Annotated in this window: 17 protein-coding genes; 3 read left to right on the top strand and 14 right to left on the bottom strand. The window is 66.9% G+C overall.

The features are described from left to right. Positions 1–81 precede the first annotated feature (81 nt). Positions 82–906 (bottom strand): alpha/beta hydrolase, encoded by an 825-nt coding sequence (locus tag ROV95_RS12055; protein WP_312544563.1) that lies wholly within the window; start codon positions 904–906, stop codon positions 82–84. Between the two features lie 186 nt (positions 907–1,092). Between ROV95_RS12055 and ROV95_RS12060 the strand changes: the two genes are divergently transcribed. Beyond that, positions 1,093–1,479 (top strand): hypothetical protein, encoded by a 387-nt coding sequence (locus ROV95_RS12060; RefSeq protein WP_155029728.1) that lies wholly within the window; start codon positions 1,093–1,095, stop codon positions 1,477–1,479. Between the two features lie 67 nt (positions 1,480–1,546). On the opposite strand, the gene ROV95_RS12065 is transcribed toward ROV95_RS12060, so the two are convergent. The 13 genes from ROV95_RS12065 to ROV95_RS12125 all read right to left on the bottom strand — a co-directional run bounded on the left by ROV95_RS12065 (position 1,547) and on the right by ROV95_RS12125 (position 14,120). Then, on the bottom strand, positions 1,547–2,260 hold the full coding sequence (locus ROV95_RS12065) for a DUF2968 domain-containing protein (protein ID WP_308305547.1): 714 nt from the start codon (positions 2,258–2,260) through the stop codon (positions 1,547–1,549). 99 nt (positions 2,261–2,359) lie between these two features. Next, positions 2,360–4,513 carry a TadG family pilus assembly protein gene (locus ROV95_RS12070; RefSeq protein WP_312544568.1) on the bottom strand — a complete coding sequence of 718 codons (2,154 nt, stop codon included), beginning with the start codon at positions 4,511–4,513 and terminating at the stop codon, positions 2,360–2,362. Between the two features lie 8 nt (positions 4,514–4,521). Further along, positions 4,522–4,980 (bottom strand): DUF3613 domain-containing protein, encoded by a 459-nt coding sequence (locus tag ROV95_RS12075; protein ID WP_019659966.1) that lies wholly within the window; start codon positions 4,978–4,980, stop codon positions 4,522–4,524. After that, positions 4,977–5,867, bottom strand: coding sequence for a Flp pilus assembly protein TadD (locus ROV95_RS12080; protein WP_058982759.1), 891 nt, complete (start codon positions 5,865–5,867; stop codon positions 4,977–4,979). Before ROV95_RS12080 ends, ROV95_RS12075 begins: the two co-directional genes overlap by 4 nt. Next, positions 5,867–6,802 (bottom strand): type II secretion system F family protein, encoded by a 936-nt coding sequence (locus ROV95_RS12085; protein ID WP_019659964.1) that lies wholly within the window; start codon positions 6,800–6,802, stop codon positions 5,867–5,869. The genes ROV95_RS12080 and ROV95_RS12085 overlap by 1 nt, the downstream gene beginning before the upstream one ends. Before the next feature lie 25 nt (positions 6,803–6,827). Further along, entirely contained in the window at positions 6,828–7,784 is a 957-nt protein-coding gene (locus tag ROV95_RS12090) for a type II secretion system F family protein (protein WP_019659963.1), read from the bottom strand. A 2-nt stretch (positions 7,785–7,786) separates the two neighbouring features. Continuing rightward, positions 7,787–9,136, bottom strand: coding sequence for a CpaF family protein (locus ROV95_RS12095; RefSeq protein ID WP_019659962.1), 1,350 nt, complete (start codon positions 9,134–9,136; stop codon positions 7,787–7,789). After that, positions 9,121–10,377, bottom strand: a complete 1,257-nt coding sequence (locus tag ROV95_RS12100) for a fimbrial protein (RefSeq protein ID WP_180877669.1) — start codon at positions 10,375–10,377, stop codon at positions 9,121–9,123. Before ROV95_RS12100 ends, ROV95_RS12095 begins: the two co-directional genes overlap by 16 nt. 27 nt (positions 10,378–10,404) lie before the next feature. Beyond that, complete coding sequence (locus ROV95_RS12105; RefSeq protein ID WP_111102426.1) at positions 10,405–11,763, bottom strand: type II and III secretion system protein family protein; 1,359 nt, start codon at positions 11,761–11,763, stop codon at positions 10,405–10,407. Positions 11,764–11,781: 18 nt separating this feature from the next. Then, positions 11,782–12,819 (bottom strand): Flp pilus assembly protein CpaB, encoded by a 1,038-nt coding sequence (gene cpaB / locus ROV95_RS12110; RefSeq protein ID WP_312544571.1) that lies wholly within the window; start codon positions 12,817–12,819, stop codon positions 11,782–11,784. Positions 12,820–12,842: 23 nt separating this feature from the next. Beyond that, positions 12,843–13,319, bottom strand: coding sequence for a TadE/TadG family type IV pilus assembly protein (locus ROV95_RS12115; RefSeq protein WP_058982316.1), 477 nt, complete (start codon positions 13,317–13,319; stop codon positions 12,843–12,845). Next, complete coding sequence (locus ROV95_RS12120) at positions 13,316–13,861, bottom strand: A24 family peptidase (protein ID WP_134731544.1); 546 nt, start codon at positions 13,859–13,861, stop codon at positions 13,316–13,318. The genes ROV95_RS12115 and ROV95_RS12120 overlap by 4 nt, the downstream gene beginning before the upstream one ends. 67 nt (positions 13,862–13,928) lie before the next feature. Next, entirely contained in the window at positions 13,929–14,120 is a 192-nt protein-coding gene (locus ROV95_RS12125; protein ID WP_021204284.1) for a Flp family type IVb pilin, read from the bottom strand. A 684-nt stretch (positions 14,121–14,804) separates the two neighbouring features. Between ROV95_RS12125 and ROV95_RS12130 the strand changes: the two genes are divergently transcribed. Together ROV95_RS12130 and ROV95_RS12135 are read left to right on the top strand one after the other, a co-directional pair. Beyond that, on the top strand, positions 14,805–15,785 hold the full coding sequence (locus ROV95_RS12130; protein ID WP_312544575.1) for a helix-turn-helix domain-containing protein: 981 nt from the start codon (positions 14,805–14,807) through the stop codon (positions 15,783–15,785). A 236-nt stretch (positions 15,786–16,021) separates the two neighbouring features. Further along, positions 16,022–21,127: a YadA-like family protein gene (locus ROV95_RS12135; RefSeq protein WP_312544576.1), complete on the top strand. Its 5,106-nt coding sequence runs from the start codon at positions 16,022–16,024 to the stop codon at positions 21,125–21,127. Positions 21,128–21,173 lie beyond the last annotated feature (46 nt).

A 21,173-nucleotide genomic window follows, 5' to 3' on the forward strand; every position in this document is an offset into this window, starting at 1 on the left:
GATCACGATGGATGATCGGGTTGCCGGCCAGCGGCCCACTACCGAAGGAGGGGCGGCGCCCGGGGGCGCCACCGCGGGACATCATTTGCGCGCGAACGCGAGCAGGTCGGCATTGAACTGGTCGGCGTGGGTGATGGTCAGGCCATGCGGCGCGCCGGCGTACACCTTCAGCTCGGCATCCTTGATGATCTGCGAGGACAGCTTCGCCGAGGCATCGAACGGCACGATCTGGTCGTCATCGCCGTGTACCACCAGCGCCGGCACGTCGATCTTCTTCAGGTCTTCGGTGTAGTCCACTTCCGAGAATTCGTGCACGCAGTCGTACTGGCCCTTGACGCCACCGAGCATGCCCTGCAGCCAGAACGCATCACGCATGCCCTCGGTGACGGTATTGCCATCGCGGTTGGCACCGAAGAACGGTGTGGTCAGGTCCTTGAAGAACTGCGAGCGGTCACCGCCCGTGCCCTTGCGGATGCCGTCGAACACCTCCAGCGGCGTGCCGGCCGGGTTGGCATCGGTCTTCAGCATCAGCGGTGGCACCGCGCCGACCAGGACCACCTTGGCCACGCGCTTGCTGCCGTAGCGGCCGATGTAGTGGGCCACTTCGCCGCCGCCGGTCGAATGGCCGACCAGGATCGCATCCTTCAGGTCCAGCGTCTCGATCACTGCAGCCAGGTCATCGGCGTAGGTGTCCATGTTGTTGCCGTTCCAGGTCTGGCTGGAGCGTCCGTGGCTGCGGCGATCGTGGGCGATCACGCGGAAGCCGTTCTGGCCCATGAACAGCATCTGCGGATCCCAGGCATCGGAAGACAGCGGCCAGCCGTGGGCGAAGACGATCGGCTGGCCGGTACCCCAATCCTTGTAGAAGATGCGGGCGCCGTCGGCGACGGTGATGAAGTTGCTCATTGTGGTTTCCTTGGCGGAAGGGAGGGACGGCCCCGGCGTGGATGCCGGAGCCTCCGGCAGTACAGCGCAGCGCCAGAGCGGCGACTTGCACGGCTGTGCTGGATTGCGCCGGATGTGACGCATATCGCTCTAGCACGAAGCCGTTCCGGCATTGACGATGGCGGCTGCCCTGTCGAGGAGCCTGCAATGTCGAATGCGTTCTGGAGCCTGTGGGTGTGCCTGCTGCTGACCACGGCGGCGCACGCCCGGACCAACGTCTACAAATGCGTTGACGGGCCGCATCCTGTCTACCAGCAGACGCCGTGCCAGGGGCGTGCGGAATGGCGCTGGGAGGTGCCGCCGGAGCCGCCTTCGACAGGTGCGACCGTGGCCAAGCCAGCGAGCCCGGCCTCAAGCCGTCCGCGTGTGGTGCAGCAGGGGCGTGCGCGGGCCGCTCTGATACCCATCAGCACCGATCCCGCCGCCTGTGAGCACGCGCGGCAGCAACGCGGGAAGGCGCTCGCCCAGGCCAAGCGCCTGGACTTCGTACAGCGGCGGCAGCTGGATGATGCGGTGCATGACGCGTGCCGTTGAATCCAGGTGCCAGAAACGACAACGGCGCCCAAGGGCGCCGTTGAGAGCAGATGCCAGGTGCCGGACCTCAGCGACCGTCGCTGGCCGTCGCCGGTGCCGGCGAGGGCACGCTGTCAGGTTTGGGCAGGCTCAGCTCCGGGTTGCCCTGTTCGGCCTGCAGGATCTGGATGCGGCGCTGCAGGGCGTCCAGCTGGCTGTTCGTGCTCTGCACGTCGCTGCTCAGGCTGACTGCCTGCTGCTGGGCCTGCTGCAGGGCCGCGCTGACCTGGGCCGACTGCGCCTGCTGCTGTTCCATTTCCTGCTGCAGGGTGCGCAGGCGTTCCTCGTTGTAGGCCACCAGGCGCTCGGTATAGCGCTTGCCGGCTTCCAGGCGGGTGGTGTCGATGTAGACCTGGGCAAGCTGCTCGGACTGTTGCGCGAAGGTGCGGTAGACACGCTCGGCGTTGTCGACGGCGTCAGTCTTGATCACCCGCCAGAAATTCTTCTCCTGGAACAGGGCGACGTAGTAGGTCAGGGTGTTGGCGTTGAACAGCAGGCTGGCGCCGTAATTGCCGTTGTAGGTGGTGCGCAGCTCGGTCAGCTGGCGGGCATCCATCAGCTGCTTGAGCTCGTCAACGGTATTGCGCACCACCGGTGCGCTACGAGCGGCCGGCTCTGCGGCAGCTTCGCGGTCGCCACGGGCAGCCATCGCCGCTGGTGCCACCAGCATCATGCTCACGGCCAGCAGTGCCGCGCCGTACGCGCGCCGGGCGAAGACCACGCCCCCTGAAGTTTCTCGCATGTCTAGACCATCCACGGATGAGTGTGGGTTGAGATGAAAGTGGTTCCCCGCCGGGAGTCTAGCATGCGCGCGGGCGCCGCCAAGGGCGCCCGCCACGGGTCAGTAGACCAGCTGTGCGGCGCTGCACTGGATCGACTGCACGTTGACGTCGGTGCGCCCCAGCTCCAGGCCCAGCACGCTGGCCAGCAGGTTGGTCAGCAAGGTGCCGACGCTGTTGAGGACCGGGCGCAAGGCGGACAGGATCGGCTTCAGCAGCGTGCACAGCAGGCCACTGCAGCTGACCGTGCCATCGGGGTTGGTGACGCCGGTGCCGCCGGTGCCGTCAAGGAACCCGGCCGGCGCGGTCTGTATGTACGAGGCCAGGTTGTTGCGCACGCAGCCGTTGTAGTCGATCAGGTTGCCCAGCAGGCTGTCGCAGCGGTTGATCAGCAGGCCGCCCACCAGCGAGCCGAGCAGTCCATCGAGCACGCCCAGTCCTTGACCGGTGACCGTCACCTTGAACGCATCCCAGACCGGACCGTCCTTGTGGCAGGTGGACAGGTTCAGCAGGCCACAGGCGTAGGGCAGGCCTCCGGGTACGGTCCAGCTGTTGAGCGGGGCCAGTTGCCGGCTGGCGTCGCCATCGCGCAGCAGTGGAATCAACTTGTCCACCTCATACCGGGTGTTCGGCGGGAAGGTGGCCTGCAGGTAACGGTCGGCCAGGGCCTTGGCCGTGTCGTTGGCACTCATGCCCTGCTTGGGTGAACTGAGCATGCCCGACAGCACGCGCAGCAGCTCATTGACAAGGTCGGATACTGCGTTGCCGAGAGCAAGTGGATTGATGCGCGTCGAGCCGGTTTCGCCAGCGGCCAGGGTGAGGTTCTGCGAGCTGGTCAGGGCCGGCAGCGTGATCTTGTCGTTGATCAGGGGTTGTCCGAGCAGTTTCAGCAGCTGTTCGTTGTTCAGCGTCGCGTCGCAGACATTGTTCTTCGAGAAACGCTGCGATGGATCGACGTTGCCGACGCAGGCCCGCAGGACCGACGAATCCACCTGGATGGTGGCCCTGGGTGGATTGGCGCCACACTGGATTCCGGTCAGCGTTCCCATTCCGTTGGCGACATCGACATGCAGCGGCAGGTGCAGGCGCGTGCCCAGCAGGTTCAGAAGTGGCCCCAGTGCGAACAGGTTGTTGCTGTCCACGTCTGCCACCAGCCTTACCTGCGCGTTGTAGGCGCGGCTGCCGACACCGCCGATGGCGATCGATGGCGGCTCGACCACGCCGGCCTGGATCTTGATGCCCAGCAGGTCCAGCCCCTTGACCGCCACGCCGTTGCCATCGTTGGCGATGGAGATCGCAGTGTTGATCAGGTTGAGCACGTTGATCTGTGACTCCAGTGCACTGCCGACCGTGCCGTCGGGCGAGACGACTTCGGCGAACAGGCCGCCGCCGCCGGACTGGCTGCCCAGCACGATGTTGAGCTTGTTGATGTCCAGCTGGGTGGCAACCAGGTCGGACAGGGCGCGCAGCTGCACGCCCACCGTGGAGTCGCGGCCGACCACGGTGGCGGTGGCGTCGACCAGCTGCGCCAGCGAAACCTTGTTGACCGACAGAAGCCGGTTGAAGTCAGCCACGCTGAGGTTGGCGCTGACCGGGATGTTCAACGCCTTGAGCAGGCCCGATGGCGTGATGTTGGCCTGGGCGAGGCCGTCATAGGAGAGCACGGTGGCGTTGGTCACATCCAGGCCGACCAGGCGCAGGGTCGACAACAGTACCGAGTCGCCATTGGTGCGCAGTAGCTGCGAACCGACCGCGAACACCGCAGTCGGTTCGGAACGGCGGGCCACGGCCTCCACGCTGACGGTGGGCAGGGTGGTGTTCTGCCCGAAGAACGGCAGCACGCTGCGCTGCGCGACGACCTGCACGGCATTGCGCGGGTTGCTGGCATCGATGGTGGTGACGAAGCGGTTGGCGGTGGTGCGGTTGGCGCTCCAGTTGCCGCAGCGGATCTGCAGGCTCCCTTCGAACGTGTTCTGGGTGAGCGCGCTGTGCCGCGCAGCGCTGTTGTCGCTGTTGTCCGAGGTGCACAGCTCCAGTCGTCGCGCTCCGGCCAGTGCGGCCAGATCAGCAACTTTCTGCGCATCGCGTTTGGCCCAGAACAGGTAGCCGATCTCGATCAGGCCCAGCATCGCCAGCAACGCCAGCATGACCAGCATCATGGTGATCGACATGCCGCCCCGTGCGCGGCTGAAACTGAACTGGCGTGGGCGTTTCATGGCCTACCTCAGCGTCCGGATGAGGATGATCCCTTGGACTTGGCGACATCGGTCTCAAAAAAGTCCGGGATCTCGTGTTCGAAGCTCTTCATGTAGCGTGCGTAGCTCAGCGTCGCCTGGTCGCCGAGGATCGGCAGGTGCTGCCCGGCCTGCTGTCCGGACGCCTGCAGGCGGAACAGGTTGCGCGCGGTATCACCGATCTGGCTGCGGCCGGGTCGCGCGGTTGCAGCGTTGCCGTCGGTGATGTCCACTGCAGCAGGCGCCGCCTGCGGCACTGGTGCGGGCCGGGCCGCCAGGTCCACGGCGGGCAATGACTCGGACTGCAGCGGCTGCGCAGCCGGCGCTGCCGGTGTGCTGCGGCCAAGCATCTGTCCGGTGAGCGGCTGTTGCTGCGCCTGCACTGCGGCGGCCGGCAGCAGGCAGATCAGAGCGGGCAGCAGGCGTCGGGCCAGGGGCGTCGCGGTCATGGTGTGTTTCCGTTCGGGTGGTCGTTGGCGCTGAAGCGTTCCAGCATCGAGGGCGGCAGGCGCTGTGGATCGCGTTCGTCGCGGCTGTCGCGGCGCGGTTCCGCCGCCAGTCGCGTGACGCCGCGCGGGTTGTTGGTGGCGTCGCTGTCGACAGCGCGCACAGGGGGCGGCACGACCGCCGCAGCAGCCGCTGCGGCCTGGCGCTGCTGCAGGCGGGCCCGGATCTGCGCCGCCTGCTGCTGGATGCTGAGCCGGGTGTCCTTGTTGAGGTTGGCCTGCTGGGCGAGGCGCTCGGCGGTGGCGGTGTCGCCACGCAGCACCGCCCACAGGGCGAGGTTGGCGGTGGCCTTGGCATTGCCTGGGGACAGTTCCAGGGCCTTGGCCAAGGGTTCGCGCGCGCGCTCGAACTGCCCGGCGCGCAGCCTCGCATAGCCCAGATCGCCGAGATAGCTGGTATTCAACGGTTGCAGTTGGGTTGCCCGTGCCAGCGCCTGCTCGCTGCCGGCGTCATCGTCTCGGCGCGCGGCGATCAGGCCGAGCCCATGCGCGGCTGCGGCGGCCTGGGGGCCGCTGGAAAGCGCGCGGTACAGTGCGATCGCGGCATCGGCCTGGCCGGTCTCTCGCAGCGCATCGGCCTGCAGCAGCCGCAATGCCGGCGGGTCGCCGTAACGCTGGCGGAAGGCGTCGACGTGGGCGAGCGAGGCATACCACGCGCCTTGCTGCTGCATGCGCTCGATCAACTCCAGGTACGCATTGCGGCTGTCCTGCGGTGCCGGTTCGGGCGCAGCCAGGCTGGGCGCGCGCAGGTACTTCGGCGTGGTCGACCCACAACCACTGGTGATGGCAGCGAGGGCAAGCAGCAGGCAGGAGGTGCGCAGGGCAGGCATCAGGGCGATCCCATCTTGGACAGGGTGGTGGCCAGCGCGACCAGCGCCGGCCCGGCGAGCACCAGCATCAACGCTGGCAGCAGGGTCAGCATCATCACCACGGTCATCTTCACCGAGAGCTTGCCGACCTTTTCCTTCAACGTGTTGCGACGCTGCTCGCGCAGGCGGAGGCTGAACTGCCGCAGGGGCTCCTGCACCGCACCGCCATGGGCATGCACCTGCAGGATCAGCTGCATCAGGCTGGTCAGGTCATCGTCGGCATAGACTTCGCTCAGCCGCCGCAGGGACTGCGCGCGCGTGCGGCCATGGGTATAGGCGACATTGGCCTCCTGAAGTTCGCTGCCGAGTACCGGCAATGCATCGCGAAGCTTGTCGCCGAGCGTCTGCAGGCTCTGGTCCATGCTGAAGCCTACGCCCTGCAGCAGGCGCAGCAGGTCGATCAGCAGCGGCAGCTCGGTTTCGACTGCACGCCGGCGCCGCTTCACCCAGGAAGAGAGAACGAATTTGGGCAACAGCAGTCCAGCGGCCAAGGCACCGATGATCACCATGATCCTGGCCAGCCCGGTGACGCTGCTGAATGTCAGCACCAGTGCCAGCACCAGCACGGCCAGCAGCAGGCGCAGGCCGAGGTAGATGGCCGTACCGCGACGGGTGTTCCACCCGGCCAGATCCAACAGCAGCCGATCTTCATTGGCCAGCAATGCCGTTTCCAGGCGGCCGCCGCTGAGGGCACGGCCGAAGCGTTCGAGCCAGCCCAGCGAATCGTGCCGTGCAGGTTCGGTGTCACGGGACGTCTCGCGCGGCTGCAGGGCGGTCTTCAACGTGGCCGTTGTACGCTGCTCACGATGGCTGCGTATCCAGCCGCCGATACCCAGCAGGGCGATGCCGGCAGCCAGCACGAGCAGGGAGAGGGCGAACCAGGCGCTGGCGCTCATCGGTCGTCTCCGGCTGGGCGGGGGTTCATAGCGATTTGGCCAGGCGATACAGCAGGAAGCCGCCGACAAGCTCCATGCCCAGTGCAAGCAGCAGGATCTTGTGGCCAAGCGGATCGTGCAGCACCGGCTGGAAGAAGTCCGGGCTGGCGATCGCCATCAGCACCGCGCAGGCCGGTGGCAGCAGGCCCAGCACCCACGCAGACATGCGTGTCTCGGAGGTCGTCGCCGAAAGCTCCTGCTGCGCCTGTTCCAGGTCGCGCATGAAATCACCCATGCGCTGCAGGATCTGGTCGGAGCGCCCGCCGATGCGCACGCTGACACCGATCACCACCGACAACACCTTCAGCACCTCCATGCGATAGGGTTGCGCGGCCTGCGCGAGTGCACGGTCCAACTCCATGCCGCTGCGCGCAAAGCGCACCGTGGTGTCCAGCAGCCCGCGCAACGGCGCGCTGGTCTGCATCGACGCAACCTGGAACGCGGCCTGCAGGCTGTTGCCCAGTGCAGTCAGCCGCACCAGGTTGTCGAGGAAGTCCGGCAGCTGATGCAGCAGTTGCGCACGCAGCTTCGTGGTCCGCCGCATCACCCACAGCCAGCAGCCAAGCAGGTACAGCAGCAGGGTCAGCGGAAACATCCACGCGGTGCCCAGCCGCGCCATCGCTACCACCGACAGTACCAGCCCCGGTACCAGCAGCATGATGGGGATTTTCCAGCCGGTCTGCAGCCCTGCGCGCTGCAGCAGGCCATCCAGCGGCAGCACGCGGCGCCCGGTGCTGGCGGGCCGCGCCGGATCGTTGGCAGCGGTGACGGACGGCCCGGCGGGTGCCCCGCCCGTGGCGCTTCCGCGCGAAAGCTGCTGCTCGGCGTGCCGCATTGAAACCTGGCGTTGTTCACGGCTGCTGGCCGTGCCCCACAGCCAGGCTGCCAGCGCCAGCAGCACCGCGATGATGCTCAACATGCCCAGCAGCGCGCCGGTTCCCATGCTCAGAAGTCTCCGTAGAGCGATTCGCGCAGCTGTTGGCGGAACGGCTCCAGCTTGTGCGAGTGTGGATGGAAGCCCAGCCCGACCCAGCGATCGATCTCTTTGCCGTTGCCGTCGATCTGCAGTTCGTGGCGGAACATTTCCTGGGTGGTGATCAGGTTGTCGCTGACACCGGTGATCTCGGTGATCGATACCAGCACGCGGCGGCCGCTGCCCAGGCGCGAGATCTGCACGATGAAGTCGATGGCACTGGCGATCTGCCGGCGCAGGCTGTCCTCGCTGCCCTGGAAGCCGGCAAATCCAGCAAGCATCTCGATCCGGTACAGGCAGTCGCGTGGTGAATTGGCGTGGATGGTGGCCATCGAACCGTCGTGGCCGGTGTTCATGGCCTGCAGCATTTCCAGCACCTCGGCGCCACGCACCTCGCCCACCACGATGCGATCAGGGCGCATGCGCAGGCTGTTGCGGACCAGATCGCGGATGCTCACCGCGCCATGGCCTTCGGCGCCACCGATGCGGCTTTCCAGGCGGACCACATGCGGGTGGTTGAGCGAGAGTTCTGCGGTGTCCTCGACGGTGATCACGCGCTCGTTCGCGGGGACGTAGCTGGCCAGGGCGTTCAGCAGCGAGGTCTTGCCGGAGCTGGTGCCGCCGGATACCAGGATGTTGCAGCGGCCCAGCACCATCGCCTTCAGCAGGGCGTGCATCGGTTCGTCGAAGGTGCCCTTGGCCAGCAGTTCATCGGGAGTGAATGGATCCTTGCGGAACTTGCGGATGGACACCATCGGTCCGTCCACGGCCAGCGGCGAGATGATCGCGTTGAGACGGCCGCCGTTGGGCAAACGCGCATCGACCATCGGGTTGGAGTCATCCAGGCGGCGCCCGAGCGGGGCCAGGATACGTCGCAGGATGCGCAGCAGGTGCGTATCGTCGGTGAATCGCTGGGTGGCCCGCTTGAGCTGGCCACCCTGGGAAACATGCACATCCTTGAAACCGTTGATCAGGATGTCTTCGATGGACGGGTCGTGCAGCAGGTCGTCCAGCGGGCCAAAGCCGGTCAGCTCCTTGACCAGGCCGTCGGCGACCACCTGCATCTCTTCTTCGTTGATCGGGATGCGCCACTCCTGGATGAAGCCCACCGTCTGCACCTGCACCCAGCGGGCGATGGTGTCGGGCGCCCAGGAATCGATGTCGATGCGCTCGTCCTCGATGCTGTTGAGCAGGTGCTCATGCGCTGCCGACAGCACCTTCTGGTACTGCTCGGTCTGCGCGAACGGCTGATGGCCCGGCGTGCTTTCGGGCAGCACCGGCCGGGCAACGGCATGCGGGAAAGGGGTTACCTTGTCTTCCATTGCGATCCACCCAGGGCAAGGGAGAGTCTTTCCCGCAGGCCCTGCGCCTGCACCCGGCAAGCGGCCGGGTCCAGGCGCGAAACCAGTGGGGCGAGGGCACGCAGATAGGGGTCACGCGGCGCATCCTGCAGCAGCAGGTGGCCCTGGCTCGCTGACAGGCGCACGCGGGGGCGCTCGGGAAGCGTGGCCAGCAGGGGCACCTCGAAGCGGCGCGCAATCTGCTCCGGGCTCATTCCGCTGCTGTCATCGTGGCGGTTGATCACCAGCTGCAGCCGCTTCTCGCGTTCGCGTTGCCCGGCAAGGTGCTTCAGTGCCTGATCGAGCGACACCAGCGTGGCGATCGAGGCATCTGTGACCAGCCAGATCTCGTCGGCCTGGTCCAGCAGCAGCGGTGGCAGCTGGCGCACCGGGCAACCGCCGGCATCACACAGCACGCTGGCGAACACGGTGCGCAGGCGCTGCAGCAGCGCACCCGGATCGGACGGCGGCACCGCGTCGCTTCCGCTGGCGCGGTCCAGCAGCACCAGCCCGGAATCGTGCCGGGCCATGGCCGTGCGGGCGAGGGTGGCGTCGATGCGGCTGGCGTTGCGCAGGGCGTCTTCGTAATGGAAGCGGCTGTCCAGGTTGAGGTACAGCGCAAGGTCACCCGAAGGCTGGGCCAGTTCCATCAGCAGGCCGTCCTGCTGCACTGCCTCGCCCTGTGCCAGCGCACGGGTCTGCTGTGCCAGCACCGAAAGGTGCGCGGCCATCGTACTGGTGCCGACCCCGGCGCGCACGCCCAGCAGGACGGTCAGGCGCGCCTTGTGCGCGTGCTGCGCGGCGGCAGCTGGTCGTGGTGACAGGGCACGACGCAGTGCGGCCTCGACACCGGCGTTGTCGCTGTCCAGGTCCAGTACGTCACGCAGGCCCGCCCGCAGTGCGATGACGACGCCCTCTACCTGTCCGGCACTGGTGGCACCGACGGCAACCAGTGCGAGGTCCGGTTCTGTCTGTTGCAGTTGCTGCGCCAGCACGCTGGAGGCGGCGGCATGCTCGGGGCGGAAGTCGAGCAGCACAAGGTTCTGCGGCCCGCGGTGCAGGTCCTGGGCGGAGGTCGGGGCGCTGCTGTCCTGCCAGTGCAGGGTGGTGGTCGGCGGCAGTTTGGCCGCCAGCCGGGGCAGCAGTTCGCGATCCATTCCGTACAGGACCAGGTTCATCGGCGGTCCTTGCGGATGCAGCGGCTGGGCAGTGGCGTAGGGCATGGGCGTGGTATCGCAGGCATCATGGAATCAGCGTGAGAAGCCGGGTACCGGGTCCTGGCTGATTGGACCCAGCAGCCAGGCACCCCATTCGGGCATGTGCGGCTTGGCTTCGCGGTCGCCGGGCAGTGGCAGTTCGGTGTTGCGGGCCAGCGGCTTCACCAGGCGTGGCGTGACGATGATCACCAGCTCCTTGTCCTGGCGCTTGTAGTCGAAGTTGCGGAAGAACGAGCCGATGACCGGCAGGTCACCCAGCAGCGGAATCTTGCCGACGCTGGAAACCACGTTGGAACTGACCAGGCCACCGATCACGAAGCTCTCGCCATCGCCCAGCTCGACCGTGGTGTCGGCGCGGCGGGTGGTGATCGATGGAATCTGCACGCCATTGAGCGCGATGGCGTTGCTGTAGTCCAGGTCGCTGGCTTCCGGCGCGACTTTCAAGGCGATGCGGTTCGGCGCCAGTACCGTCGGTGTCACGGTCAGGCCGATGCCGAAGGGCTTGTAGGTGATCGTGGTGGTGCCCAGCCCCTGCGGCTCCAGGATTGGCAGCTCGCCGCCGGCAAGGAAGCTGGCGCTCTGGCCGGACAATGCGACGAGGGTAGGTTCGGCCAGCACGCGCGCCATGCCATTGCTCTGCAGCAGGTCGACGTCGGCATTCCACAGGCCCTTGGTCGAGCCGAACACCAGGCGGAACGCCGAAGAAATGGGCGATTCGGCTTCGTTGCTGGAGTTGCCTTCCTGCATGCCGGGCAGGATGCCGGTGTTGCCCGGCAGCTGGCCGCCCGGGCGGGCGAATCCGTAGGCGAAGTTGCCATTGCGGTTCTGGAAGCTGATGCCGATCTGCTTCAGAGCGGTCTTGTTGAATTCGACCACCTTGACCTCGACCTGCACGACGCCGCCGCTGCTTACCGTCGATGCGTCGGCAAGCAGTCCGTCCTTGCCCAGGGCCATCGCGGCGGTCTTCTGTTCCTGCATGTGCGACAGCACACTGTCGGTGCTTCCCTGCAGCAGGCCCTGATTGTCCTGCTGGGTGAACACCAGTCCGTTCGCGCCCGCGTCGGCCGCGCCCTGCACCGCGCTTTGTACCCGCACCTGCAGGCGCTGTGGCTCGGCCTGCTTGCGGTGCCAGAGCAGGAGCGTGGTGGTGCCCGGTGCCTTGCCGACCAGCAGTGCCTGGCGCTGGCCGCGCAGCATCACGATATCGGCCACGCCCGGGTCGGCAATGGCCACCCGCTCCAGGTCACCCGGCAGGGGCCAGGGGCGCTGCTCGCGCGTCTGCAGTACCAGGTCGTCGGCGGCCACGCTCGTCGCCGGTGCCAGCAGCACCAGCAGCAGGGCCAGCCAGCGCTGGCGGGGGGAAGGGCGTGGACTGCGGCGACGTTCGGTCATGGATGCGCTCGATGCAGGTCAAAGGGAACCACGGGGGGCGGAGCTGTCACCTCGGATGATTTCGATACCCGATGCGCGCGGGGCGCTGCGCCGGGGGGCGGGTATGCGTGCCGGGGCATCCTGGGTGCTGCGGGCCGGCGTGTTGCTGCGGCCGGCCAATGCATCACCGTCGATGCCGGCGTAGGCGTGATTCTCCGGCCGTTGCAGCGCAAGCTGATGTTCCGCATCCAGCCCCCGCAGCGGATCGATCACACCGCGTGCCTGCGGGAACAGCGCCAGATCGGGCTGGCCGGGATCGGCAGGGTTGCGCAGGGCCAGGAACAGTTTGCCCTGCTGCGCACCCAGCAACAGCCGGTTGGCGTCGGCCACCGGTACCGCCAGTACCGCGCTGCGTGCCGGCTGGGTGGTCTCGCTGCCCGTGCTCTGGGTGCTGCTGCTTCCGGTGATGTCGGCGGCGCGTGGATCGTTGCGCGCATCGGCTTCAGTGCTGGCGACAGCGCCAGCGTTGGCCAGGGCGATGTCCTGCTGGCCATAGCTGAGCACGCGCAGGCGCGACAACAGCAGGCGCGTCTGTGCTGCATCGGCCGGCCCGCTGGCGTTGGGTTGGGCGTTGCGCAGGTTGAGGAACACGTCGACAAAATCGCCCGGCACGATGCGGTTGCCGGCACCCACCAACTCGTCAACCGGTACCGCGAGTGCGCGCTCTCCGGGGCGCAGCTGCAGCGAGAATCCCTGCGCAAGCGCATTGCTGCTGATTGCCGTGCCTTCGGCAATGTCCTGCACCGGCACCTTTCCCACCACGGCGGAAATGCTGGAGGCGGCACCGGCAATCGGGGCGCTGCGCTGCGCCAGGCGCAGTCCATTGGCAGAAATGGGTTCGCCGGCCGGCAGTCGCGCCACCGCCTCCACCACGGTGATTGCCTGGGCTTCGCTCTGCGCGGCCGGGGCAGCCGTGGCCGGCGCGGCTTGCCTGCGCCCGATCATCAGGGCGATGACCGCCAGCAGCACGGCCAACCCGATCAGGGCGACGGCGGCGATGCGGGTCAACTTGAGCATGGAACCGTCTCCTGTAGCGATCGTCAGTTGCCGCTGCCGAGGTCGAGTTGCGCGACCGCCACGCTGCGGATGGGAGCCCGCATTACCCACTTGTAGAGCGTGGCGGTGCCGGGCAGGAAGGGATGGCTTGCGTAGTCGTAGCTGACGGTCACGGTCATGCACTGGGCGCTGGCCAGTCCGGCGCAGGGCGCCTGCGCGGAAACCAGGATGGCGTTGCTTCCCCCATTGCTGCAGTCGACGGACTGCCCGGAGAAGTTCAGCAGCCACTGCATCGAGCTGCGCGCCGCAATACACGCCGCGGTACGACGTTCATTGGCGCTGCCATAGCGCAGCGATGCGCGCGCACCCTCGGCCGAAGCGGTTGCCAGCGTCTGCTGGGCCGCCATGATCATCACGCCGGAGAACGTAAACAGCAGCAGTGGCAGCAGGCCCAGCATGAGCATCAAGGCGAACTCGATGCTGGCCGCACCACGTTGCCGGCGCGGGTTGGGGGTGTTCATGGCACACCTCCATACGTAGTGATGAGGATCCAGGCGATGGCCGACACGGCCAGGTAGGCTGCATAGGGAATGCCATGGCGTCCCTGGCGGGCGTTCTGCATGTCGCGCAGCGCCGGGTGTGAATGCCACTGCGAACTGGCCCGGTTCAGCTGGGCTTGCAGGCCGACGGGCAGTACTGGACCCACCCGGCGTGACGCCAGCACCAACGCGGCATGTGCGCCCGCTGCGAGGCTGGCCGCGATCCAGATCGGCAGCAGTGTCTGCCAGCCCAGCATCAATCCCAGCACGGAAAAGAACTTGACATCCCCGGCGCCCATCCAGCGCAACGCATGGAACGGCAGCAATGCGACCAGGCCGAGCGCCGCGCCGGCAACGTGGGAAGCCCACGGCAGGCGCGGCGCGTTGAACTGTCCGGCGATGAGCACGACAACGGTGATCGCGCATGCGGACAGCAGCCAGGCGTTGGGCACCCGCCGGGCGTACAGATCGCTGATCGCGATCCGCAGGCATACGCCGATGGCCAATAAACCCAGCAGTGTCATCGCACACTCCGTCGCCCGTCAGTGGACGCTCAGCAGTTGCTGTCCCTGATCCAATCCAGGAGGCGGCTCAGGCGGGCGTGCTGCCTGAAGCCTTGTTGGCAAGCTTGGTGAGATTCTCAAAGAGCGTGCTGAAGAATGTCTGGATCTGCGTACTGCCCAGTGCGATCAGCACTCCCGCAATCACAGCGGCCAGCAGCCCGTACTCGAGCGCGGTGACACCATCTTCTTCCTTCAGGAACTTGCGGATCGATGCGTTCATGACGATTGTCTCCCTCTACCTGTCTGCTACAGGACACCTGTTGGGCGGTGGCCCGGCTCCGCCGGGATCGTCCGTGGACCTCCGCACGTCCTGGCGGAGGAGGCAAGGCGGGATGGACCCGCTGTGCTCAAGCAGGGTGATCGCTTCCAGGCGGGACGCCGTTCGCACAACCGCGACCGCGCGGCGCGGGGCCGGTGGTCGACGTGTCGAGCGATACGTGCATGGTCATGCTGTCCCCCTGGGTGCGGTCATTATCAAAGACCGGATCACCGTGTTATCGACTTTGCCTGAATGGCGGCCGGCTGCAACCGGAACCTATATGCAAATTCGGCAGAATCCCTTCGGTCCTTAATTTTTCACGCGGGTTCTGTGACGGAAATCCGTTCGCTCGCACAACGATTCATCGACGTGCAGATAATGTGATTTTGGTTTCAGTCGAATGCGAGAACTGTGCCAATCACGTCAGCATGATTTTCACGTCTGTATCCATCCTATTCAACGCGGGGCAGATGTTTACCCCGCTGAATTATCGGGCATACTCGTATTCAAGTACTCGCGTTTCTTTTGGGGTGCGTGCGTTGGCGGCGCGCATCCCGGTGATGGAAGAGATTCCATGAGAGGTGCGCGCCCTGTCAGGCAGTGGGGGCCGTATCGCACGACGGATAATCGGGGGACGACACTGTCATGGTCGATGGTGGGGTAGGAGACAGCGACGACAGCGGCCTGCGGTCGATCGACCTGGCGACGCTGAGCGGCGTGCTTCGTGTATGTGATGTTGAACTGCTACTGCTCGATGGCAATGGGCCACGGGCGGCCTTCGCTTCACGCGTGCACGAGGAGGCGTTGTTCTGCAGCATCAGCTGTGGATTCCATTGCCGTGGACGATTCATGCTGCCGCCGGACTGGGCGATGCTCGGCTATCTGCACGCCACCGATGAGACGCTGAGCTGGTGCCATGGTGTACCGCTTGCGGCGGGTATGGCGTTGACCGTGATGCCGGAGGGCATCAGCGAGTTCACCCTGAGCCCGGGCACGCACATGAAGCTGATGCTGGTGCCGGCGGCGCGCGTGCAGCGCAAGCTGACCGAACTGAGCCTGCGCAGCACGCCACCGGCTGGGCAGGCACTTTCGTTGTTCAGCCTGGCCAACGAAGCAGCGCCGTTGGCGCGCCATTATCAGCAGCTGCACCTGCAGCTGGGACAGGGTTCCGGCCTGCAGCCGGAAGAAGCCGAGCGGCTGCTGCATGAGCATGTGCAGGCACTGCTGGGCGCGGGTACCGCCGACCGCCCGGGCTGCAGCCGTGCGCGGCGCACACATTATCTGATTGCTCAGCGTGCCGAGAATTTCATGCGGCTCAACCTGCGCCGCAACATCTACATGAATGAGATCTGCGATGCCGCTGGCGTCAGCGAGCGCGGCCTGCGTTATGCATTCGAGGACCTGTTCGGCACTTCGCCGAACCGGTACCTCTCCATGCTGCGCCTGTGTGCCGCCTGCCGGAGCCTGTCGATGGCCGATTCCAGCCGCCGCTCGGTGAAGGCCATCGCGCTCAGCTGCGGGCTTTGGGACCTCTCGCGCTTCGCTGATAATTATCGCAAGGTATTCGGCGAACTGCCGCGCGATACCCTGATGCGCGCGCCCGCGCAGATCGGCCAGCCGGCCTGAGCCAAGGTCCCGCAAGGGTTTCCACGGCATTCATGCCGGAATTGCGCATCCGTTTGCCGATCATGCTGCCGCTTCTGCATAGACGGCTGCCGATTCCGGCCGTGGATTTGCCGGAATGCGCGATTGCCGTGCCGGATTGAAGTGCGCCACCGCCGTTGCAAACGCTGAAATGTCAGTCACCTGCCTAACGGCAAGTCCACTGACATTCCAGTTGTTCGCCTACGGGGGAAATGCTCATGAACCGCATCTACCGGCGTGTATGGAACCGCCAGCTCAACGCTCTGGTTGTGGCCTCGGAACTGGCCACCGGCGACAGCGGCGGCAGCGCCGCCCGCGATCCGCGCAGTGCACTGCTGATGCCGACCGCACTGGCCCTGGCCCTGCTGTGTGCGCTGGCCAGCGGGCATGCAGGCGCGTCCGAATCCAATCAGTCTCTACGTGACCTGCAGGCACTGGCCGCGAAGTACGCGCAGCCGATGCCGGTCAAGGTCGACGCGGAAGTGGCGCTGGCTGCCGCATCGCGCCAGGCGCAGAGCAGTCCGGCTATCAGCGCTGACGCGCGTGTCGGCCTGCAGCTGAGTACGAACTCGCTGCCGATCGTACGCGACGTGCTGCCGGCCACCGTGCAGGTGAAGCTGGCGGCGAGCGCTGCGCCGAAGCAGGTCGCGGTTCCTGCGCTGGCTGCCGATGTCCGCGCCAATGTCGGGCTGGGTCATGCAGCGTCCCATGTGGCGAAGATTGATGCATCGCTGGCGGCCAACGTTGCGCCGTCCGCGCATGCGCCGCTCGGTGTGGCTGCGGATGCCCAGGCGAAGGCCGGCGTTGGCATCGCCGGTACCGAGGTGGCCTCGATCGACACCGGTGCCAAGGCGGCCGCCGCTGTTGCTGGCGCACCGGCTGGCTCGCTGTCCGGCCTCAAGGCGTCCGTTGACGGCAAGGTGGATTCGCAGCTGAAGCTGGCGGGCCACCATATCGACGGCCAGGGGCAGGTCAAGGCGACGGCGGCGGTCACGCTGCCGGCCAAGGAGGAGCTGCCGGGCGAGACTCATGATCGTGCGATCACCGCGGCCTTCGATACCGGTGTTGCCGGCAAAGTGCGCGTGCAGGCGCCGCGTGGCCACGAAGTCGTGGCCGACCGCAATCTGAAGCTGGCCGGCCAAGCGACCGTGGCGGCGCAGAACAGCGCGCTGGGCGTCGATGGCCTGGTGGGCGGCGTTGTCGGCGCGGCAGGCGGCGCCGTAGGTGGCGTGCTTGATGGCACCGTAGGCAACACGGTTGGTGCGGTCGGCGGCGCCTTGCACGGCACGGTTGGAACGGTAGGCGAAGCACTGGGCAGCACGCTCGATGGCACCGTTGGAACTGTCGGTAGCGCGGTGGGTGGTGCAGTGAACGGGGCTGTTGGCACGGTTGGTGCAGTTGGCGGCACCGTGGGTGGTGCACTCAACGGCACGGTCGGTTCGGTCGGCAGTACCGTCGGTGGCGCGCTCAACGGGGCTGTTGGTACGGTTGGGGCAGTTGGCGGCACCGTGGGTGGTGCACTCAACGGCACGGTCGGTTCGGTCGGCAGCACCGTCGGTGGCGCGCTCAACGATGCAGTTGGCACCGTCGGTGCCGTTGGCGGTGCCGTGGGCGGCACGCTCAACAGTACAGCGGGTGCAGTGGGCAGCACCGTCGGCGGTGTACTCAACGGCGCTACAGGTGGCAGCCTCGGCGGCCTGGGTGGCCTGCTGGGCGATACGCTGGGCAATGTCGGCAGCGCCGTAGGCAACCTGCTCAACGGCAACCTCAACGGCACCATCGGCAATCTCGGCAGTGCCGTAGGGGGGCTGGTCGGCGGCACGCTTGGCGGGCTCGGCCTGACCCAACCCTCGGCCATACCGCCCACCAGCCCAAAGGCGCCGGCGCCGGCCGACCCGAACGCGGGCCTGATCATCGGCACCGGTGGCCTGGTCGGCAATGTCGGCCAGCTCATCGGGCCGACCACCAGCAGCCTGTTCGGCGGCGACGGCTACCTGAGCAACGGCAATCTCAAGCTCAGCAACGCCAACGTGATGCAGACCTACTCGACGGTCAATGTGCTGGGCCTGCCGGTGGTCAACCTGTCGCCGGTCGGTAGCACCCTCAATGGCCTCGGCGGCGCCGTCACTGGCGGCAGCTCGCACCTGACGCTTATTGGCGGCGTTACCTCGGACAGTTACATCTACAACATCAACAACGGCAATCCGGGTGGCCTGCTCGGGCTGCTGCTGCCAACGGATTCGCCGGAATGGGCGGCGAAGTGCCTGGACATCGCGCTGGCCGACATCTCCTGCTGGGCCGTCAACGCGGCACAGGACTACCAGGTGCTGATGGGTGACGGCGCCTTCGCCAACGGTTCGAAGGAAGTGGTGATCGGCGCCAATGCACGGCACGAACTGCCCAGGGTCGATGCCAACGTTGCCTTCCCGGGCGATGGCGTGAACGATTCCACCAACCCGACCGGCGTCCCGACCGCAGACTACGCTGCGCGCATGGGCCATTCGGTGATCGTCGGTGACAGTGCCGTCGGTACCGCCAACGGCCAGACCCTGCTGGGTGCTGAAGCCACCTCCAACCAGGCGAACTCGGTCGCACTGGGCTACCGTTCGGCTGCACTGCGCGGCGCGCAGGCCAGCTACAGCGCTTATGGCCTCACTGCACCGCAGGTCTCGGCCGGCGAAGTATCGGTGGGCACCGCCGGTGGCGGCGAGCGCCAGATCACCAACGTGGCTGCCGGCAGCGTCAACACCGATGCGGTCAATGTGGCCCAGTTGAAGGGCGCCATCAGCCTGATCGATGATGTGGCGGCAGCTGCGGTGACCTACGACCTGGACGGTGCCGGCAACCCGAACTACCGTCGGGTGACGCTTGGCGCGGGCACTGGCACCACCACCATCGGCAACCTGGCCGGCGGCGCGGTCACCGCGGGCAGCCTGGAAGCAGTCAACGGTGGCCAACTGGCTGCGACCAACGCCGCCATCGCCAGCTTCTTCGGTGGCCGCGCCGCGTTCGATCCGGCCAGCGGTGCCTTCACTGCGCCGCTGTTCGAGATCAGCACGATCTCCACCACCGGCGCCATCTCCCAGGGCCTGTACACCAACGCCACCGATGCCTTCGCGGCGGTGGATGGTTCGCTGGTCAACCTCAACACGCAGATCACCGATATCCGCAACGGCGGTACCAAGTACCTGCGGGTGAACTCGACCGGTACCGAGGCCGTGGCCACCGGCGCCGACTCGATCGCGGTTGGTACCAATGCCCGCGCCACCGCCTCCAACAGCATCGCGGTGGGCGCCGGCAGCCTGGCTGACCGTGCCAACAGCGTATCCATCGGTGCCGCCGGTGCCGAGCGCCAGGTCACCAACATGGCGGCCGGTACCGCAGCGACCGATGCGGTCAACCTGGGCCAGCTGCAGGCCTCGGAGCAGGGCGCCCTGCGCTATGACCTCAACGGCGACGGCAGCGTCAACTACGCCAGTGCCACGCTGGGCCAGAGCGGCACCGCCACCACGCTGCGCAACTTGGGCCCGGGCCAGGTCAGTGCCACCAGCAGCGAGGCCATCAACGGTGCCCAGCTGTTTGCGGCCAACCAGGCCGTTGCCACCCACCTCGGAGGTGGCGCGGCGGTCAACGCCAGCGGCGTACTGACCGCGCCGACCTATTCGATCAACAACGTTGCCGCCAACGGCACGATCACCAAGGGCAACTACAACGACGTCGGTACCGCCTTCGACGCGGTCAGCAATTCACTGGCCAACGTTGCCGACCAGACCGGCGAGATCGACAAGCTGGCAGTGAAGTACGACGTCGACGGCAGCGGCAACGTGCTCAACAGCGTGACGCTGACGGGCACCGGCAGCGGCGCGGTGAAGATCACCAATGTGGCCGCCGGCAGCATCCTGGCCGGCAGCAGCGACGCCATCACCGGCGACCAGCTGTTCAGCACCCACAGCACCGTCGCCAACTACTTCGGCGGCACCACTGCCTACAACGGCACCACCAACGCGTGGACCGCGCCGACGTTCAGCATCTCCAGCATCGCCACCGATGGCACCTTCAGCAGCGGCGATTACAACAACGTCACCGCCGCCTTCACTGCCGTCGATGGCTCGCTGAAGGTCCTCAACCAGCGCATCACCAACGGTGGCGGTGGCAGTGCCTACCTGGCGGTGAACTCGACGGCGGCCGCAGCCACCGCGGCCGGTGCGGAAGCGGTGGCGGTCGGCCCGCAGGCCAGTGCGGCCGGTGCCAACAGCGTGGCGGTCGGCAACGGCGCCAGCGCCGGTGCCGGCAACAGCGTGGCACTGGGTGCAGGTTCGGTGGCCAGCGTCGGTGCGCAGAGCGGCTATACCGGTGCCTACGGCCAGACCGGCGCCAGCAACTCGGCCGGTGAGGTCTCGGTCGGCAGTACTGGCAGCGAGCGCAAGATCACCCATGTCGCCGACGGCTCGGACACCTACGACGCGACCAATGTCGGCCAGCTGAAGAACGGCGTGAACTACGCCATCGACGAATCGAAGAAGTACACCGACCAGAAGATCCAGAACATCACCAACGTGGCCGGCAGCTTCCGCGCCAACAATACCAACAACCTGGCCGACCCGTCCGCCAGCGGTGCCAACTCGGCCGCCGGCGGTGCAGGCTCCACCGCCGCCGGGACCAACTCGACCGCGCTGGGCAATGGTTCACAGGCGCAGGCCGACAACTCGGTGGCATTGGGTGCGGGTTCGGTGGCGAACCGGGCCAACACGGTCTCGGTGGGTGCGAGCGGCGCCGAACGCCAGGTGGTCAACGTGGCTGACGGCTCGCAGGCCACCGACGCGGTCAACGTGCGCCAGCTGCAGGCCTCGCAGCAGGGTACGCTCCGCTACGACACCACGGTGAACGGTGCGACCAATTACAACAGCGTCACGCTGGGATCCACCGGCAGCGGCCCGACCACGGTGCGCAACGTTGCCGCTGGTACCGCCGGTACCGACGCGGTCAACGTGGATCAGCTGAAGTCGGGGATGGCGCAAACCCTGGACTGGTCCAAGGCCTACACCGACGAGCGCATGGGTGGCTTCGAGCGCGACCTGCGCAAGACCGACAACCGTGCTTCGGCCGGTATCGCCTCGGCGATGGCCACCGCAGCGCTGCCGCAGCCCAGCGAGGCGGGCCGCAGCATGGCCTCGATCGCGGCTGGCAGCTACAACGGCGAATCGGGCGTGGCGCTGGGCATCTCCGGTGTCTCCGAAGGCGGCCGCTGGATCTACAAGTTCAGCGGTTCGACCAACAGCCGTGGCGAGGCCGGCGTGGCCGTCGGTGCCGGCATCCAGTGGTGATATCTCCGCCGCCGGGCCGCACGCGCGGCCCGGTACCGCGGAAACG

This window comes from Stenotrophomonas maltophilia group sp. msm1, assembly GCF_032025805.1.
Lineage (GTDB): Bacteria > Pseudomonadota > Gammaproteobacteria > Xanthomonadales > Xanthomonadaceae > Stenotrophomonas > Stenotrophomonas hibiscicola.